At 59.5% G+C, this 18119-nt stretch carries 15 protein-coding genes; all 15 read right to left on the reverse strand.

Going from position 1 to position 18119, the window contains the following annotated elements; translation table 11 throughout:
* Positions 1–4: 4 nt before the first annotated feature.
* On the reverse strand, positions 5–1363 hold the full coding sequence (gene fliI / locus VQ575_RS18805) for a flagellar protein export ATPase FliI (protein WP_039593088.1): 1359 nt from the start codon (positions 1361–1363) through the stop codon (positions 5–7).
* Positions 1353–2183, reverse strand: coding sequence for a flagellar assembly protein FliH (gene fliH / locus VQ575_RS18810; protein ID WP_039593089.1), 831 nt, complete (start codon positions 2181–2183; stop codon positions 1353–1355). Before fliH ends, fliI begins: the two co-directional genes overlap by 11 nt.
* A gap of 7 nt (positions 2184–2190) precedes the next feature.
* Positions 2191–3210 carry a flagellar motor switch protein FliG gene (fliG, locus tag VQ575_RS18815; RefSeq protein WP_007958288.1) on the reverse strand — a complete coding sequence of 340 codons (1020 nt, stop codon included), beginning with the start codon at positions 3208–3210 and terminating at the stop codon, positions 2191–2193.
* A complete protein-coding gene (fliF, locus tag VQ575_RS18820; protein WP_039593090.1) occupies positions 3203–4987 on the reverse strand; it encodes a flagellar basal-body MS-ring/collar protein FliF in 1785 nt (594 codons plus the stop codon). The genes fliG and fliF overlap by 8 nt, the downstream gene beginning before the upstream one ends.
* A 15-nt stretch (positions 4988–5002) precedes the next feature.
* Complete coding sequence (gene fliE / locus VQ575_RS18825; protein WP_003199082.1) at positions 5003–5329, reverse strand: flagellar hook-basal body complex protein FliE; 327 nt, start codon at positions 5327–5329, stop codon at positions 5003–5005.
* Positions 5330–5526: 197 nt separating this feature from the next.
* On the reverse strand, positions 5527–6915 hold the full coding sequence (locus tag VQ575_RS18830) for a sigma-54-dependent transcriptional regulator (RefSeq protein WP_039593091.1): 1389 nt from the start codon (positions 6913–6915) through the stop codon (positions 5527–5529).
* 5 nt (positions 6916–6920) lie between these two features.
* Entirely contained in the window at positions 6921–8129 is a 1209-nt protein-coding gene (locus VQ575_RS18835) for a sensor histidine kinase (protein WP_411829906.1), read from the reverse strand.
* Positions 8130–8239: 110 nt separating this feature from the next.
* The gene (locus VQ575_RS18840; protein ID WP_039593093.1) at positions 8240–9715 is read right to left on the reverse strand and encodes a sigma-54 dependent transcriptional regulator; all 1476 of its coding nucleotides are present in this window, start codon (positions 9713–9715) and stop codon (positions 8240–8242) included.
* Between the two features lie 173 nt (positions 9716–9888).
* Positions 9889–10185, reverse strand: a complete 297-nt coding sequence (locus VQ575_RS18845; protein ID WP_045155386.1) for a flagellar assembly protein FliT — start codon at positions 10183–10185, stop codon at positions 9889–9891.
* A gap of 11 nt (positions 10186–10196) precedes the next feature.
* On the reverse strand, positions 10197–10592 hold the full coding sequence (gene fliS, locus VQ575_RS18850) for a flagellar export chaperone FliS (protein WP_039593095.1): 396 nt from the start codon (positions 10590–10592) through the stop codon (positions 10197–10199).
* Between the two features lie 132 nt (positions 10593–10724).
* Positions 10725–12155, reverse strand: coding sequence for a flagellar filament capping protein FliD (gene fliD, locus VQ575_RS18855; RefSeq protein ID WP_325918212.1), 1431 nt, complete (start codon positions 12153–12155; stop codon positions 10725–10727).
* 82 nt (positions 12156–12237) lie between these two features.
* On the reverse strand, positions 12238–12603 hold the full coding sequence (locus VQ575_RS18860; RefSeq protein ID WP_039593097.1) for a flagellar protein FlaG: 366 nt from the start codon (positions 12601–12603) through the stop codon (positions 12238–12240).
* 72 nt (positions 12604–12675) lie between these two features.
* Positions 12676–13524 carry a flagellin domain-containing protein gene (locus VQ575_RS18865; protein WP_039593098.1) on the reverse strand — a complete coding sequence of 283 codons (849 nt, stop codon included), beginning with the start codon at positions 13522–13524 and terminating at the stop codon, positions 12676–12678.
* A gap of 275 nt (positions 13525–13799) precedes the next feature.
* The gene (locus tag VQ575_RS18870) at positions 13800–14726 is read right to left on the reverse strand and encodes a ketoacyl-ACP synthase III (RefSeq protein ID WP_039593161.1); all 927 of its coding nucleotides are present in this window, start codon (positions 14724–14726) and stop codon (positions 13800–13802) included.
* Positions 14727–15176: 450 nt separating this feature from the next.
* Positions 15177–18071 (reverse strand): TIGR00180 family glycosyltransferase, encoded by a 2895-nt coding sequence (locus VQ575_RS18875; protein ID WP_325918214.1) that lies wholly within the window; start codon positions 18069–18071, stop codon positions 15177–15179.
* Positions 18072–18119 lie beyond the last annotated feature (48 nt).

The raw sequence follows: 18119 nt of genomic DNA on the forward strand, positions 1-18119 counted from the left end.
TCGGTTACGTGCCGGAGACTGGGGCGAAAATGGTTTGCAGGTGCGCTTCGCTGGCGCCCATGCCAATGCTGTCGTTCAGCGCCTGGCGCAGATACACCGCCATGGACGGATAGAGGCTGATGGCCGTGTCGGTCTCACGATCACCACCGGGCACATAGGCACCGACGCTGATGAGGTCGCGGCTTTGCTGGTAACGGGACCAGTACTGTTTGAACTGTTGTGCACGCTTCATGTGCTCGGCACTGATGACCGATGGCATGACCCGGCTGATCGACGCTTCGATGTCGATGGCCGGGTAATGCCCCTCCTCCGCCAGGCGCCGGGACAAAACGATATGGCCGTCGAGCACGCCACGGGCCGAGTCGGCGATGGGGTCTTGCTGGTCGTCCCCCTCGGACAGCACGGTGTAGAACGCGGTGATGGAACCGCCGCCCTTCTCCGCGTTACCGGCACGCTCCACCAGCTTTGGCAGCTTGGCAAAGACGGAAGGTGGATAACCCTTGGTGGCCGGCGGCTCGCCAATGGCGAGGGCGATTTCCCGCTGGGCCTGGGCGAAACGGGTCAGCGAATCCATCAGCAACAGGACGTTCTTGCCCTTGTCGCGGAAATATTCAGCGATGCGCGTGCAGTACATGGCGGCACGCAGGCGCATCAATGGCGCGTCATCCGCCGGCGAAGCCACGACGACGGAACGCTTGAGCCCTTCTTCGCCGAGGATGTGCTCGATGAACTCCTTCACCTCGCGACCCCGCTCGCCGATCAGCCCGACCACGATGATGTCGGCTTCGGTAAAGCGAGTCATCATGCCCAGCAGCACACTCTTGCCCACCCCGGTACCGGCAAACAGGCCCAAGCGCTGGCCACGCCCGACCGTCAACAAACCGTTGATGCAACGAATGCCCACGTCCAGCGGTACGCTGATGGGGTCACGCTTGAGCGGGTTGATGGTCGGGCCGTCCATCGGCACCCAATCCTCGGCCTTCATACCGCCCTTGCCATCCAGGGCCCGTCCGGCGCCGTCCAGAACGCGGCCAAGCATGCTCATGCCCATGGGCAGGCGGCCAGTGTCGGCCAGCGGCACGACGCGGGCACCCGGGGCGATACCGGCGACACTGCCCACCGGCATCAGGAATACTTTACTGCCGGAGAAACCCATGACCTCGGCTTCGACCTGCACCGGGTGATAGCTGTCATCGTTGATCACCAGGCAACGGCTACCCATGGCGGCACGCAAGCCTTCCGCTTCAAGGGTCAGGCCGACCATGCGCAACAGGCGACCTTCCAGGATCGGCTGGCCGGCCAGTTCGGTGGCCTCGGCGTAACTGCCCAGGCGCTTGCCGAAGCTGGTTCGTTCAAGGCGCATCGCGGTCGTCCGTAACAGGGATAAGCGGCTCGGCACTCTCCGGATCGACGATAGCGGCGGCCTTGGGTTCGTCCGGCAAATCCAGGCTCAGGTCGGCCGGGGCCGGATGCAGGGCCTGTTCGTGCAGTTGGTCAAAAAGTTTTGCCATGATCTGGCTGATGCGTGTCTCGATGGTCGCGTCGATGCGACTGTGCTCGGTTTCTACGCGGCAACCGCCCGGCAGCAGGGATTCGTCCTCGACGATGCGCCAGGTTTCCTCGTGGCGCTCGCGCAAGGCCTTGACCAGCTCGAAGTCCTGCGGGTTGATGTACAACCGCACGTTGCCCACGCCCAGCGGCAGGAGCTTGAGGGCTTCGCGCATGACGTGTTCGATCTGGCTTGAATCGATGGCCAGCTCGCGCTGGATCACCTGGCGAGTGATGTGCTGCACCAGCCCGACCAGTGATTTCTCGATCTGGGTGTCCTGCTCGGCAATGGGCTCGAACAGGTTGAGCATCAGCGATTCCAATGCGCGCAGCTTCGCCGTGAGCGCGACGTCGGCTTCTTGGCGGACCTTGATCGTGGTGCTGTGGAAGCCTTCTTTTTCGCCAATGGCAAAGCCTTCGTTGTAGGCCTCCTGGCGAATGCTTTCGACTTCCTCCAGGGTCAGTGGCTGGACTTCCTCCAGCGGCACTTCCTCCATCTCCGGCAGTTCTTCCACCGGTTCCGGCTCAGGCTCGGGCACAAAGGGGTCGAAACTGGGCAGCGACCAGACGTCGAAACCTCCGACGTCCCGGGCGCGGATCAGGTCGCTGGGTGCATCATCACTCTTGGCAGACATAACGACCTTAGATCATCTCTTCGCCGCCCTTGCCACCGAGCACGATTTCTCCGGCTTCGGCCATACGGCGGGCGATGGTGAGGATTTCCTTCTGTGCGGTTTCCACGTCGCTGACGCGCACCGGGCCCTTGGCCTCGAGGTCGTCGCGCAACAGTTCGGCCGCCCGTTTGGACATGTTCTTGAAGATTTTCTCCTTGACGCCTTCGTCCGAACCCTTGAGGGCCAGGACCAGGACATCGGAGGACACTTCGCGCAACAGTGCCTGGATGCCACGATCGTCGACATCGGCCAGGTTGTTGAACACGAACATGAGGTCTTCGATCTGACCGGACAGGTCTTCGTCGACTTCGCGGATCGAGTCCATCAATTGACCTTCGATCGAACTGTCGAGGAAGTTCATGATGTCCGCCGCGCGCTTGATACCGCCCAAGGTGGTGCGCGAAGCATTGGAGTTGCCCGAGAACTGCTTCTCGAGGATCTGGTTCAATTCTTTCAGGGCCGCCGGCTGCACGGTGTTCAACGACGACACGCGCAGGATGATATCGAGGCGAACCTTATGGTCGAAGTTGCCCAGCACTTCGCCGGCCTGGTCCGGGTCGAGGTACGCCACCACGATCGCCTGGATCTGGGGGTGCTCGTAACGGATCACGTCTGCCACCGCGCGCGGCTCCATCCACTTGAGGCTGTCCAGGCCACTGGTGTTGCCACCCAGCAGGATCCGGTCGATCAAACCGTTGGCCTTGTCCTCGCCCAGCGCCTGGGTGAGCATCTTGCGCACATAATCGTCGGAGCCGACGCCCAGGCTGGTCTGATCGCCGACGATGTCGACGAACTCGCTCATGACCTGCTCGACCTGCTCGCGGTGCACGTTACCCATCTGCGCCATGGCCACGCCGACGCGCTGGACCTCCTTGGGCCCCATGTGACGCAGCACCTGGGCAGCGTCGGTCGAACCCAGGGACAGCAGCAAGATCGCGGCTTTGTCGACCCGGGACAATTTGGCAACAGCGGCTCGATTATCACTCATCTGCGTTAATCCACTCTTTCACGACCTGGGCCACACGACCCGGATCTTCTGCCACCAGACTCTTGATGGCGTTCAACTGAGCGTCATAGCCTTCGCTCGGGCTTGGCAGCAGGATGCTCTGCGGCCCGCCGAGGCTGACGCGATCGTTGGCCAATTCGCCATCCAGGCCACCCATGCCTCCCAGCTCTACATCGCCCAAGCCTGCCAACTGCTTGTTCTTGCCGCCACCGGTGATGTTGTTGAGTACCGGACGCAACACACCGAACACCAGGATCAGGATGAACAGCACACCCAATACTTGCTTGACCACATCCCAGAACCAGGGTTGCGAATAAAACGGAATGTCGGCGATTTCTTCGCCGCGCTCCAGGGAGAACGGCACGTTGATCACGCTGACACTGTCGCCACGACTGGCGTCGAAACCGACGGCGTCCTGAACCAGGCGAGTGAAGCGCGCCAATTCGTCGGCGCTCCACGGCGCACGGCTGGTTTCGCCGTTGGCCGGGTTGACCTTGACCTGATCGTCCACGACCACGGCGACCGACAGGCGATTCAAACGGCCCTGCTGCTGTTTGGTGTGGCTGATGGAACGGTCGAGCTCGAAGTTCTTGGTGGATTGTTGACGCTTGTCGGCCGGGTACGGTGCCAGCATCGGCTGGCCGGTGGCCGGGTCCATGATCTGCTGGCCATTGGCATCGATCAGCGGCTGGCCGGGCTGCACCATGCCCGCGGCGGCGGTGGCGCCACCGGTGGTTTGCGGCGCGCTGGCCGGCGATGGCGGCTGGTTGCTCAGGGCACCCGGCACGCCTTGCGGACCATTGCTGGCGGTACGCTGTTCGTTCACCGACTGCTCGCTGCGCAACGCTGGCTGATCCGGATTGAACTGCTCGGAAGTCGATTCGACCGCGCTGAAATCCACATCTGCCGAGACTTCGGCCTTGTAGCGGCCGTTGCCCAGGATAGGTTGCAGGATGTTGTGCACGCGCTGGGTGAACATGCCTTCCATGCGGCGGCTGTAGTCGTATTGCTTGCCGGCCATGGTCAGTTCGGAATTTTCCGCCTGGTCGGACAGCAGGTTGCCCTTCTGGTCGACCACGGTGATTTGCGACTTGCTCAATTCGGGAACGCTGGTCGCCACCAGGTTGATAATGGCAACGACTTGGCCTGGCTCCAGGGAGCGGCCGGAATACAGTTCAACCAGTACCGAAGCACTCGGCTTGCGCTCATCGCGCACGAACACCGAGCTTTTCGGAATCGCCAGATGCACACGGGCGGCCTTGACGTTGTTGAGGCTGGAGATGGTACGCGCCAGTTCGCCTTCAAGGCCGCGACGATAACGAGTCGCTTCCATGAATTGGCTGGTGCCCAGGCCCTGGTCCTTGTCGAGGATCTCGAAACCGATATTGCCATCGGTCGGCGTCACGCCGGCGGCAGCGAGCTTGAGGCGCGCGCGTGCCACATCGTCGGCCTTGACCAGCAAGGCGCCAGAGTTGGGTTCAACGGTGTAGGGAATGTCGGCAGAAGCCAGGGTCTCCATGACTTGCTTGGCATCCATGCCTTCCAGGCTGCCGTACAACGGACGGTAGTCTGGCTGCTGGGACCACAACACGACGGCGAAACCAATCGCCACGCTGGCAGCCAGGCCGACCAACAGGCCCACCTGACGCAGCATGGTCATCTCGGAGAGGTTTTCCAGGAAAGACAGACCGAACAACGGCGGTTTGCCGTCTACCGGAGTGGCCTTGGCTGGAACGTTATCAACGGCTGCTTCTGCCATGACTCAATAATTTCCTTAAACCGGCATCTGCATGATGTCTTGGTAGGCTTGGACCAGTTTGTTGCGTACCTGGGTCAATGCCTGAAACGAGACACTGGCTTTCTGCGAGGAGATCATTACGTCCGTCAGGTCTACGCCACTTTTGCCAATCTCGAAAGCACTGGCCAACTGGTTCGAAGCCTGCTGGGTATCGTTCACTTTATTGACGGCCTGACCGAGCATGTCGGAAAAGCTGCTGCCGCCCACCTGAGGGACAGCTACCGATTTAGGCTGGGCCATGGCGTCCATTTGCATGGCCCGCATGTCCAACATCAATCGATTAAATTCAATACCTTGGCTCATGGTCTATTCTCTCTGGCGGCCCGCGTTTTTTTGACACTTACTCAGCGGGTACATAGGTGTTAGCAACAAGGGTGCCAGCTCCATGGCCGTCAGAAACAAATGCGCGCGCGAGCGCATCCGGCGCTACACGGTTCAACGGTTTTCAGGCATGGGCGTTTCGCACTCATGAGCGGGCCAGCGCCCTTGCGACGGGGGGTTCAACTAGCGAAGAGATAAGCCTCGACGTCCATTCCTGCATCACGCATCTGCGCCAACTTGTACCGCAAGGTACGTGGGCTGATGCCGAGGCGCTCGGCTGCTTCCTTGCGTCGACCACGCTCGGCGCGCAGGGTGTCGATGATCATTTGGAATTCACGGCGACGCAGATCGTCTTCCAAGGCGCCAGCGGTTTCACCGGGCGTATCCAGCATAGAAATTGACGCCGGCGCGGCCGGCAACGTTGGCAAAGGCGCACATGCCACCGGACCCGCCAGGCAAAAATCCTCGGGCTGGATCAAGCCGCCCTGTTGCAGAATGAGCGCGCGCTGAATGGCGTTATCCAACTCCCGAACGTTGCCGGGCCACGGATAAGCGATCAGGCAAGCCTGGGCTTCTGCGGACAGCCGTGCCGTCGCATGCTTCATTTTATTGACGTGCTTGGCCAGCAGGCGCTCGGCCAGCGGCAGGATATCGGCGGTGCGTTCACGCAACGGACGCCAGGCCAACGGAAAAACCGACAGCCGGTAATACAGGTCTTCTCGGAAACGGCCCGCCGCCACTTCACCCGCCAGGTCGCGGTTGGTTGTCGCCACCACGCGGATATCCAGGCTGATGGGCTTGCGTGCGCCGACCCGCTCCACTTCACGTTCCTGCAATACACGCAACAGCTTGGCCTGCAGGCCCAGCGGCATTTCGGAAATCTCGTCCAGCAAGATAGTGCCGCCGTCAGCCTGTTCAAACTTGCCGGCCTGGGCCGCGATGGCGCCGGTGAACGAGCCCTTCTCATGCCCGAACAACGTTGCCTCGAGCATGTTGTCGGGAATCGCCGCGCAGTTGATGGCAATGAACGGTTCACTGGCGCGACGGGATTGCTGGTGGATATACCGGGCCAACACTTCCTTGCCCGTACCGGACTCGCCGGAAATCAACACGGTTGAATCACTGCGCGCCACCCGCGCAGCCAGTTCCAATAATTGCGCACTGGCCGGCTCGATGGCCACCGGGCCTTCGCCTTCGGCGGCCAGACTGCCCAAGGCATGACGTGCGACCAGGTCCAGCAGCGCCTTGGGCTCGAACGGCTTGACCAGATAGTCCGCCGCACCTTGGCGCATGGCATCCACCGCACGCTCGACCGCACCGTGGGCAGTCATCAACAGGACCGGCAATTGCGGCTGACGGGCGCGCAACAGACCGAGTAATTGATGACCGTCCATGCCCGGCATGTTGACGTCGCTGACGACCAGGCTGAACGGTTCACAAGCGACAGCCTGCAACGCCTCCTCTGCCGAACCGACGGCGGCATAATCATGCCCGGCCAACAGCAGCGTATCGGCGAGCGCCTCGCGCAGGGCGCGATCGTCCTCCACCAGCAAAACCTTGATTGCCATTACCTTCACTCCACCCCTGGCGCACTGGAAAACAGCGGCAGGATGACCAGCGCACACGTGCCGCGTCCCGGCCGCGAGCGCAACTGCAATTCTCCCTGATGGGCCCGGGCCACGGCCTTGACCACGGTCAGGCCCAGGCCCGTCCCGGTGGTCTTGGTGGTGAAAAAAGGCTCGCCCAGGCGGGACAACACGGTTGGATCGATACCGCTGCCGTTGTCGCTGACGCACAGGCGCAACGTGTTGCCGCGGGTGTACAGATGGACTTTCAAGCGGACGCCATCGGCGCTGGCCTGGATCGCGTTTTCAATCAGGTTCAACACCGCGCCCACCAGCGTGTCGCGATTACACAGGATCTCGCCCGCATGGCTGTCGCACTGCCAGCGGATCGGCAAATCCTGCACATGGGTCAATGCCGCAGCTTGCAAGGATTGCAGCAATGCCTTGGGCGTCACGCGATCAGTCAACGGCAATTCGCCCCGGGCGAAGACCAGCATGTCGCGCACTTGGTGCTCCAGCTCGTGCAGACGCTCTTTCAAGCGGCCAGCAAAGCGCTGCTGGGTTTCCATGGGCAACTGCTGCTCAGTCAAATGGCTGGCGTACAGCAACGCGGCGGACAGAGGCGTACGGATCTGATGGGCCAGCGACGCCACCATCCGCCCGAGGGAAGACAGGCGTTCGTGGCGGGCGAGTTGATCTTGCAGATGACGGGTTTCAGTCAGGTCATTGAGCAGCACCAATTGCCCGGGCTCGGCGTCCAGCGAACGGGTCGAGATGGACAGGCGACGACCGTCCTTCAGGGAGACTTCATGACCGTCGTCTTCTCGCGGAGCGAAGCAGCGCGCGATGACATGGCGCCAAAGCTGACCTTCCAGCGGCAGCCCGAGCAGCTCGCACGCCGCCGGATTGGCTTCGCGCACAAAACCGTGGGCGTCGATGACAATGACGCCGCCAGGCAATAGATCAAGGAGATTTTGCAGCCGATTGGCCAGGCGTTCTTTTTCCGCCAGTTCCTGCATGCGCTGGGCGCTGACAACCGCCAGCTCACCCTTGAGCTCGGTGACCCGGGCTTCGAGCAAACTGTAGGAGTCAGTCAACTGGCTGGACATCTGGTTAAACAGCGAAAACGCCTGTTCAAGTCCAAGCCGGCTAGCCTGCTCGGCGGACGGCATGTGTCCCGGCTCGGGGACAGGAGACATCAGGGCGGCTTGGGTCATCGTGCTCTCTCGCTTGGCTGACCGTCAGTTAAACGGAACGTTGCGAGGGCAGTAGCAATACCCGTGCCGAAAAAAAACCGCCTGAAATTCAGGCGGTTATAAAACAGGCGTCAATCATCCGCCTGTTCGTCTCCTTCGCGACGGCTCATGCCGTACTTACGCATCTTTTCCACCAGGGTCGTGCGGCGGATGCGCAGCCGTTCCGCCGCGCGCGCCACGATGCCATTGGCATCGTCCAAGGCCTGCTGGATGAGGCCCTGTTCCAGGCCTCCGAGGTAATCCTTGAGATCCAGGCCTTCCGGCGGCAGCAAGGCATTGCTGGTGAAATCCGGGGTATGGCCGTTGATCGCCACGCGTTCTTCCAGATCGCTGCGCAGGCTGTCGACCATTTGCTCATCTTCGTCGTCGACGTAGCGGAATTTCTTCGGCAGCTCGGCCACGCCGATCACGCCGTAGGGGTGCATGATCGCCATGCGTTCAACCAGGTTGGCCAGCTCACGGACGTTGCCCGGCCAGCCATGGCGGCACAGGGACATGATCGCCGCCGAGTTGAAGCGGATCGAACCGCGCTTCTCATGCTCCATGCGCGAGATCAGTTCGTTCATCAGCAGCGGAATGTCTTCGACCCGCTCGCGCAGCGGCGCCATCTCGATCGGGAACACATTGAGGCGGTAATAGAGGTCTTCGCGGAAACTGCCGACCTCGATCATGCTCTCCAGGTTCTTGTGGGTCGCGGCGATGATCCGCACGTCGACGCTCTGGGTCTTGTTGCTGCCCACGCGCTCGAACGTGCGCTCTTGAAGTACCCGCAGCAGCTTGACCTGCATCGGCAGCGGCATGTCGCCGATTTCATCGAGAAACAGCGTGCCGCCATTGGCCAATTCGAAACGCCCGGCGCGGCTGGTGATTGCCCCAGTAAACGCGCCCTTCTCGTGACCGAACAATTCGCTTTCCAGCAACTCGGCTGGGATCGCCCCGCAATTGACCGGTACGAACGGCGCTTCGCGGCGTTTGGAATGGTAATGCAGGTTGCGCGCGACCACTTCCTTGCCGGTACCGGACTCGCCCAGGATCAGCACGCTGGCGTCGGTGTCGGCCACCTGCTGCATCATCTGGCGCACGTGCTGGATCGCACGGCTGGTGCCGACGAGGCTGCGGAAAAGATTGGGCTCACGATGCCGACCCCGCTCGCGCGCCTGGTCGTACATCTCGCGATAAACCTGGGCACGGTGCAGCGAATCGAGCAATTTGCTGTAGCTCGGCGGCATTTCCAAGGTGGAAAGTACCCGGCGGCGCTGGTCTTCCGGCAAGTCTAGGGAAGAATTTTCGCCCATTAGCAAAACTGGAAGGAACTCATCCCAGGTTGACAGTGTCTTTAGCAAGCCCAAAAGCGATGCGGGGGCATTTACGGTCCCGATAAGGACGCAAATGACTTCACGACTGGACGACAAGGCGCCGACAGCCTGCTGCCAGTCATGACTGCCGCAGGGTAAATTTTCTTCGCCGAGAAAATTAAGGATCACCGCCAAGTCGCGGCGGCGGACGCTGTCGTCATCGATCAGGAGAATTTTGGTTTCACGCCACATGCAATAGCAACTTCCCTAGTCAACTCAGTGCCCGAATTTGGGGGCAAGCTAGACGCTTGCAGACTTGTCATGCCTGTAGACGCCTGAAATCTGTAAACAGCCACTAGTTAAGTCAAAAAATCGTGCACAGTCAAATTTATGGCGCACTTTGTTCGGATTAAATGAAAATTAAATCATCCGAACAGGTTGTAAACCTTCGCCGCGTTCTGTGACTGATGCACCTGCGACATTTCGTTCACGATCGCCTGACGCTCCCCAGTCGCCGCCTCCAGCAATTGCCGGTACACCCCCAGCAACTCTTCCAGATTGTTACGCAACGCCGCCTCGTCCACCTCGGACTCGCTCATGACGTCTTCCATGCAGGAACGGCATGCCAGGTCCAATTGACCGATGGCTTCCCAGTTTCGTTCGGCCAAGGCATCAACCAAAGCGTCACGGGTTTGTTCGATTCGCTGCAAGACAAGACTCATGAGCATATTCCTCAGAATTGCGGACCAGGCGTGGCAATGGCATCCCAGCCTTCCTTGACCGTGCGAAGCAGATCGGCGACTTCGTCGAGGATCTTCGGATCGGCCTTGACGTTGGCCTCGGCCAGACGTTTCATCATGTACGCGTAAAGAGCATCCAGTTCAGCAACCGACTCGGCCCGATTTTCCAGGTCCAGGCCTTCACGCAAACCACCGACGATGCCGATGGCCTTGCTGATCAGGATGCCTCTGTTTGCGATATCCTTGCGCTCCATGGCGCCCTTGGCCTGGGCGATACGGTCCAGCCCGCCCTCCATGAGCATCTGCACAAGACGATGGGGACTTGCTTCGGAGGTTTGCGCCTGGGCGCCAATCTTCTGGTATTGGCGAAGGGCTAACATCGGATTCATGTTCTACCTCATCAAAAAACTTCGGTTCGTATAAACAGCGTATCGACGCTGCGTCAAAAAACTTTAGACCGAAAAGCCGAAAGCCCGGAACGTTGTCAAAACGTTGCCGGGCTTTTTTGCGTCTGTCGAAAATCAACTGTTTCTCTGTTGTGCCGTCAGCGCTTCGAACATCGAGGTGATGTTACTGGCAGTCGCTTTGAGCTTCCCGACCAGAGTGTCCATGTCGTTGTACTTTTTGGTCAACGTGGCAGTCAATGTCTCGACCCGGCGATCCAGAGCCTCCTGATCAGCCTTCAGCCGCGTCTGGGTCCTGTTCAGCGCCGTGGTGCGCTGATCGAGGATACCGCCGGTCTGACTGTAGGGTTCGATAGCTTTGCCCATGCGTTCCAGCAAGCCGTTGGTGCCAGTGAACAAGGTCTGCACTTCACCGCTTAGCTTTTTATCGTTCATCGCTGCGCTGAACTTGACGCTATCGAAGTTCAGTGCGCCGGTCTTCTGGTCGGTGGTGATACCCAGTTGGGCCAGCGCTGTGAGCTTGTCCCCAGAGCCCGTCTCGGACAAGGGAGTACGAATCGCCGCCAACAGCGAGCGAGGCAACGCATCGCCAGTCAATTTGGCCGATACCGTCGGGTTGCCATCATCGTCGAGCGACGGCTTGGTCAGTGCGGTGATGCTGTTAGCGACTGCGTTATAGGCATCGACGAATTTCTGAATCGAGGCTTTCAGGCCATCGTTGTTCGGCGCCACGGTAACGGTTGAAGTGCCGCCATCGGCTACTCCGAGCAAATTCAACGTCAATCCGGAAATCGCCGTGCTGACCGTATTACTCTTACTGGTCAGCACCATGCCATCGACGGTGAAGTTGGCATCCTGGGCCAGGGCACCGATGGCGCCCGCCGAAGTGGCCGTCAGCGCGGTATTGCCAGCGCCCACAACGTTCGTGCCATCGATCTCCAGCCCCGCGATGCCGCTCACCGAGATATCGGAACCTGCACCGGTCGTGGTCGAACCCAACACCAGGCGCGAACCAAAGGAGTCGGTGATGATGTTCGCACTGACTCCGGCAGCCTTGAGCGAAGAGTCGGCGTTGATCGCGTCTCGAACCGATTGCAAGGTGGAGCCATCCGGCACATTGAGGTTGTAGTTGTTACCGCCCTGCGAGATGGTCATCGTACCCGTGGGAATGGCACTGGTCGTACCACCCGCGAAGGCCGCCGAAGTGACCTTGGACGCAGTGGCCAGGTTGGTGACTTTGATGGCGTAAGTGCCATTCACCGCCGTGTTGCTGGCGGTAGCCGTGAGAACACCGGGAGCTGAAGATGTCGCAGCAAAACCCGAGAATTGCGGGGTCGTTGTGCTGGACAAGTCCTTCATGGCGGTATTGAAAGCTGCCAACAATGACTTCAGGGTACCCACCCCGGAAATGCTGTTGGTAGTCGTCGTTGTCGCTCGGGTGATCTGACCTTGCTTGGCGGCCTTGTCGGAATCGACCAGCGCCTTGACGATCGCAGTGGTATCGAGGCCAGAGCCTAGACCCAAGCCAGGTAGAATTGGACTTGCCATGTGGGACTCCCTTCAGTGTGTCGCCGGCCTTTTGACCTTTACAACGCCCAAAAGAACATAACAACAAAATTCGTGCCGGCTGTCAGGCTTCAGCGCTGAACAACAAGCTGTTTGCATCATTCAAACTGTTGGCCAGTTTCAGAACTTCTTCGTTCGGGATCTGGCGAATCACTTCACCGGAGCCACTGGCAATCACTTTGACTACTACTTTGCCTGAAGGCTCATCAATAGAGAACTCCAGGTTGCGCTTGACCGACTGGACGAACTTCTCGATTTCCTGAACGGCCTTCTTGAGTTTGTCCTGCTCGGCGGCAGCGTCTTTAGGCGCTTGCTTGACCGGGGTTACGGTAGCAACGTCGGCTTGAGGCTTCTCCACGGGCTTGTCGACCACGGTGGGTGCCGGCTTCGCCGCTGGATAAGACAAGTTCAGCTTCACGCTCATATCCATGTCCATCACCTCTTGAACGGAAAAAGCGAGAGAGCACGCAAGCGCACTCCCCCGCTAAAACTCATCCGGCTATTACTGAAGGAGCTTCAGTACAGCGGATGGCAGTTGGTTGGCCTGGGCCAGAACCGAGGTAGACGCTTGCTGCAGAGTCTGCTGCTTGGTCAGTTGTGCAGTTTCAGCAGCGAAGTCGGTATCTTGTACGCGACCCAGTGCAGCACTGGCGTTTTCGTTGATGTTCTGCAGGTTGGAGATAGTGCTGTTCAGACGGTTCTGGGCAGCACCGAGGTCCGCACGAGCACTGTTGATGGTGTCGATGGCGCTGGTGATTGCGTCCATGGCGGCCGAGAAGTTGGTTTCAGCAGTAGCGCTGTCGGAACCAACGATGGTGATCGCCGAGTCAACACCCAGAGTTGCAGCGTCGAAGCTGGCGCTCAGAGTCAGAGTGATCTGGTTGTCAGAACCGTTGTTCGAACCGACCTGGAAGGTCATGGTGCTAGCGGTACCGTCAAGCAGGTTCTTGCCGTTCAGGTTGGTGCTGTTGGCGATACGGGTGAGTTCGTCGCTCATCTGCGAGAACTCTTTGTTCAGAGCGATACGGTCATCTGCGCTGTTGCTGTCGTTACGTGCCTGGATGGCCAGTTCACGCATACGTTGCAGAATGTTGGTCTGCTCTTGCATCGCGCCTTCAGCGGTCTGCGCCATGGAGATACCGTCGTTGGCGTTTTTGATCGCCATGTTTTGACCGCGGATTTGCGAGGTCATACGGGTAGCGATCTGCAGGCCAGCGGCGTCGTCTTTGGCGCTGTTGATTTTCAGGCCGGAAGACAGGCGGGTCATCGAAGTGGACAGAGCATCGGAAGCCTTGTTCAGGTTCTTCTGAACGTTCAACGATGTGACGTTAGTGTTTACTGTTAAAGCCATGACGAATTCCTCGTTGGTTGGGTACTGCGGCTTCCGGCCCTGGCAACCGCCGGGTGTGGCCTAGAGAACCTTCGTAATAGTTATCGTCGGGTTGGGAACTTGCTTGAGGGCTTTTTTTAAAAAATTTACTAGCAGACTGCCACCCCTTGTGAAACAAGGGCTTAGCGATGGATAAAGGCCCGAAAAATGGCGCCAATAAACCGTAGGACATGGTCAGGGGCAAAAAAATAGCGCTTCAGGCGAACCTGAAGCGCTATCAGAAGGAGAGGATCGGATCAGTCGCGATAGAGAATCGCCGAGCCCCACGACAGGCCAACACCGAAACCGCTGATCGCCACGCGCTTCCAGTCGGCATCCAGGACGTGCTTTTCCAGCAACAGCGGAATGCTCGACGACACGGTATTGCCGGTCTCGACCATGTCCTTGATGAATTTCTCAGGCTCACCCTCGAAACGCCGTGCAACGGCATCGACGATAGCCGCACTCCCCTGATGGATGCAGAACGCGTCGATATCACTGGCTTGCAATGACGATTCGTTCAGCAGTTCATGCAAATGAGCCGGCACTTTCAGTAAGGCGAAGTTGAAGACCTGGCGACCATTCATGAAAAACACACCGTCGCTCACCTTCAGGTGCGGCGCACCGGAACCGTCAGTCCCGAACTTGGACTTGCCCAACTGCCAGTTGGCCCCTTCTGCCATCCAAGTGGCCGTGGCGGCGTCGCCGAAGAGCATGGTGGTGTTGCGGTCTTCAGGGTCGACGATTTTCGAATAGGGGTCAGCGGTGACCAGTAACCCGTTTTTCAGCCCTGCAGCCTCCATGAAGCCTTTCAGGGCATAGATGCCATAGACATAGCCCGAGCAGCCCAGGGATATGTCGAACGCCGCCACATGGGTCGGCAGCCCGAGTTTGTCCTGCACGATGGCGGCCGTGTGCGGCAATCCTTCCTCATCACCGTTCTGGGTGACGACGATCAGCGCGTCAATCGATTCGCGCGAAAGCTGTGGGTTGTTGGCGAACAGCGCGTTCACTGCTTCGACACACAGGTCCGATGTTTCCTGATCAGCGTCTTTGCGCGGCAGGAACGCCGAACCAATCTTGCCGAGGATGAACTCTTCATCCTTCTCGAATTTGGCACCCTGAGCGTAGTTATCCACACCAGCGGTCGGCACATAACTCGCTATGCTTTTTATGCCAATCATCATGGCTTCCCGATCATGTACTGCGACTAGGTTCACCCCCAAAAGCTCAGGGGCGCTTCAAAATGGTTGATTTCCGAGGGCGGAAGCCTTGCCAGGCGAACGAACGGGCCTCCACTCCGGGGAATACAATACAGTGAAGATGCACTTTATGACCTATGCGTCACGCTGTTTTGTCCTCAAGGGGCATTTTTTCATGACAAATGAAGCAGTGTCATTTCTCGCGATCGGATTGGACACCGGACAGGAATGTAGGGGATGGCGATGCAATTGTGTGAGAGCGACGGTAGATTTACCTGCCGTACCCGGTGGAAAACTGCAGAAGGCGTTTGATTAATTGTGGCGGGGGAGCTTGCTCCCGCTTGAGTGCGAAGCGCTCACAAAAGGGGCTGCTTCACAGCCCAGCGGGAGCAAGCTCCCTCGCCACGATTCATCCGCACGGTTATGCGGCGGTTAGTTCAGCAAGTCGGTCCAAGGTACGTTGCGCACCGGTCCGAGGGTAAAACCCGCACCTTGCAGCGCCAGGTTGCCGTTGTAGAACCGGTCCTGGGCGAACGCCCCGGACCACTTCTCACGCAGCGCCGCAAGCGCCTGCGGCGTACTCGCCAGCACGCCGGGCTGGATCACTTGCACATGCGGCGTCCATACCGTCAGATAACCTGCCTGGCCAACCCGGAGGCACAAGTCGACGTCACCCAGCGCATCGTCGAACAATGCCGTATCAATGCCGTCGGCCGCTTCGAACAATTGCTTGGCAATCATCAGGCAGGCGAAAGACACCGCCGAACAGTTCTGCTCGACTACCAACCTGTTCATGTAGCCCCGGACGGTCTTCGGCTCACCGACGAAAGCCGAGCCGACTGTGTCGTTCAGTCCCAGGATCAGGCCAGCCTGGGCGATGCTTCCATCGCGCTCGACCAGCTTGGCGCCGACCACGCCGACCTCCGGGCGCAACACTTGATTGAGCAGCGATTCGATCCAGTTGACGTTGACCACTTCGCTGTCAGCCGCAAGCGTCACCAAGTAGTCGCCCTTGGCTTCCTGGCTCACAGCGTTAATCAGGGTCCCCGTCGCGACGCCCGCGTCGATATCCAGCAACCGGACGCGACCGGCCTGGTGCCCCTGACCGTCGAGCCAGGTGCGCAGCACCGAATGGTTAGCGGTCGGGGTGGGGACCAGCACTTCGTAGCGCTGATATCGAGTGCGCTGCAGGACGCTGAGCAAACAACGTTGCAACGCTGTCAGATCGCCAATGCCGTGGACAATGATCGACACCATCGGGCGGACGGCAAAGCGATAGTCGATCTTATGCGTCCCCGGCACCACTGAGCTTACGTCAGCTTGATAGCCACGAACCGCCAGGTGACGCAGCAGTGTCTTGCGCTCATCGGCGTTGTTTTCCGCCGGTGGCGCCTGGCAGACCAGCAGGGGCTCATCCAGATGAGCAAGCCCTTCCAGTCCGTCCTGCTCGATCAGACGCAACAGTAGGTCGAACTCCATCGCGTTCTTGAATTCACGCGAATAACCGCCAAGCTTCAGGAATGTCTCGCGGCGGATCAGCCAATGACGGGCCATCAACGCCGGGTTGCTTTGCAGCAAGTCCAAGTTGAACCCAGGCCGGAATACATCAGCCAAGGTCCCGTCCGGCTGGCGCTGGAACTCGTCCATTGCCACGGCCTGGCACTGCCCAGCGTCCAGTAGCTCCAAACCCGCGCGGAACAGGCCTCCCGGCGTGACTTCATCGCCGGCTTCGGCCATGACCACCCAATCGCAATCGATCTGGTTGACCACCTGATTGATCTTCTCGACGTAATTGCTTTCGTTGACCTTGACGAAATGCAGGACGTTTTGTGGCGTCGTCTCGGCCGGCAGGTCGCCGGTGGTGAACACCACAATCTTGAACGCCCGGCAGTAGCCGTTGATTATGCTGTCGAAGGTGGCCTGCATCTTGAAAATGTCGGCTTCCAGATCGAGGATCAAAATACCGAAGGTAGGTCCACCGTTGCGAGCGGCCAGGTATTGGGACACTTTCTGAGCTTCACTGGCACTCGGTTCGCGCGCCTCGAGCCAACGCAGCAATTGACCGGAGCGCGTGGCGTCGAACAACCTCGCGGTATTTTCAAACGCCGAAGCCTTGAGTCGTTGGTCCCAGGCCTGAAGCATCTGCACGTAGCGCGTGTCACCCTTGGCCTGCATGAGCCCGAGCAATTGCTTCACCAGATCCTGATTGAATGCATAGCTCAAAAAAGCCCTCGCCAGCTGTTCATCAAGCGGTTCGGCACTGGTATTGCGCTGAGGGCGCGACAGTTCTTTCTGCCTGAGCATGACCGCTTCCAGCTCTCTCAGCTGCACCTGTCCGCTTGGCGCCGCATGAATCAGGAATTCCAGCGCCGCGAGCACATCGAAGAAAGCCTGGTTGTAAAAAGGCAACTCAACGTACTGCGTCGGCTCGAAACGTCGGATCGGTTCGCCACGCCGCGAATCCCAGGTCGATTCGAACAGTTTCCCAGCCTGCGGCGCCGAACGCTCGACCAGCTTCTTGAGTATGGCCCGGGCATGTTCCAGCGCCGAATCATCCATACCAGAAGCGCTGGTCAGCATCGTGGCCATGCGTTCCTGTTCAGCGACGGCTCGCAAGTCCTCGGTACCAGGCGCCGTGCCGACGGGGTTGCATGGCTTCGCCACGCGACTACGCTCGTTTACGCCATGGGGAATGTCCAGCAAGCGGACCCTTGCATCCGTCACCAACCCAAGGGAATGACCAGCCTCCTGCAACCGAGAGTCAAAATCGGCGGGCAACGAAGCGTAGCTGCGCCGCAGGGTTTCAGTGCGTGTCACCGCGTTAACCAGTGAAGGACAATCTTCAGCAAACACCGTCAGCCGAGCTTCGGCCGATGCGCCGGAGTAATCTTCGCAGCCCTTGCGATCGAGCAAATAATAGTCGACACGGTCGGCATGGGCCTCGAACGCCAGGCTGTAGCCTTGGCATACGCCATATTCAGCATGCGCCTCCAGGAAACTCAACGATTGTTCGAGCGCCTGGGGTAGCAGGAAACTTTCGGCATCGGCAATCGCCAGGTAAGGCGTGGCAACGCGCTCGAGGGCCTGGCGAACCTTTTCGCCGAAGCCGCGCGCCTCAGGCGCATGCAGGCACTGCACGCCGGGGAATGCCATCGAGATACTGCCATCGATCCGGCTTGATGAGTCAACCACCAACACGGCGAATGAACTGTCGCGGTAATAGCGCAACGCCCGCCGCAGGGCGGTCGACTGGTCATGAGCAAGCAGTACCAGCGTAAACCGTTCACTCAACGGCGCAGTCGTTCCTGTTGGGACATTGCTTTGCATATTCATTCCTTAACAAGTGGGTGGCCGCATCAGCGACACCGGGAGTTT

The organism is Pseudomonas frederiksbergensis (assembly GCF_035751725.1).
GTDB lineage: Bacteria > Pseudomonadota > Gammaproteobacteria > Pseudomonadales > Pseudomonadaceae > Aquipseudomonas > Aquipseudomonas frederiksbergensis_A.

Excerpts from the sequence above, each read along its gene's own strand:
- fliG (WP_007958288.1), bottom strand. The coding sequence starts at position 3,210 with ATGAGTGATAATCGAGCCGCTGTTGCCAAATTGTCCCGGGTCGACAAA.
- VQ575_RS18870 (WP_039593161.1), bottom strand. The coding sequence starts at position 14,726 with ATGATTGGCATAAAAAGCATAGCGAGTTATGTGCCGACCGCTGGTGTG.
- fliH (WP_039593089.1), bottom strand. The coding sequence starts at position 2,183 with ATGTCTGCCAAGAGTGATGATGCACCCAGCGACCTGATCCGCGCCCGG.
- fliE (WP_003199082.1), bottom strand. The coding sequence starts at position 5,329 with ATGAGCCAAGGTATTGAATTTAATCGATTGATGTTGGACATGCGGGCC.
- fliF (WP_039593090.1), bottom strand. The coding sequence starts at position 4,987 with ATGGCAGAAGCAGCCGTTGATAACGTTCCAGCCAAGGCCACTCCGGTA.
- VQ575_RS18845 (WP_045155386.1), bottom strand. The coding sequence starts at position 10,185 with ATGAGTCTTGTCTTGCAGCGAATCGAACAAACCCGTGACGCTTTGGTT.
- fliS (WP_039593095.1), bottom strand. The coding sequence starts at position 10,592 with ATGAATCCGATGTTAGCCCTTCGCCAATACCAGAAGATTGGCGCCCAG.
- VQ575_RS18835 (WP_411829906.1), bottom strand. The coding sequence starts at position 8,129 with ATGACCCAAGCCGCCCTGATGTCTCCTGTCCCCGAGCCGGGACACATG.
- VQ575_RS18830 (WP_039593091.1), bottom strand. The coding sequence starts at position 6,915 with ATGGCAATCAAGGTTTTGCTGGTGGAGGACGATCGCGCCCTGCGCGAG.
- fliI (WP_039593088.1), bottom strand. The coding sequence starts at position 1,363 with ATGCGCCTTGAACGAACCAGCTTCGGCAAGCGCCTGGGCAGTTACGCC.
- VQ575_RS18840 (WP_039593093.1), bottom strand. The coding sequence starts at position 9,715 with ATGTGGCGTGAAACCAAAATTCTCCTGATCGATGACGACAGCGTCCGC.
- fliD (WP_325918212.1), bottom strand. The coding sequence starts at position 12,155 with ATGGCAAGTCCAATTCTACCTGGCTTGGGTCTAGGCTCTGGCCTCGAT.
- VQ575_RS18865 (WP_039593098.1), bottom strand. The coding sequence starts at position 13,524 with ATGGCTTTAACAGTAAACACTAACGTCACATCGTTGAACGTTCAGAAG.
- VQ575_RS18860 (WP_039593097.1), bottom strand. The coding sequence starts at position 12,603 with ATGGATATGAGCGTGAAGCTGAACTTGTCTTATCCAGCGGCGAAGCCG.
- VQ575_RS18875 (WP_325918214.1), bottom strand. The coding sequence starts at position 18,071 with ATGCAAAGCAATGTCCCAACAGGAACGACTGCGCCGTTGAGTGAACGG.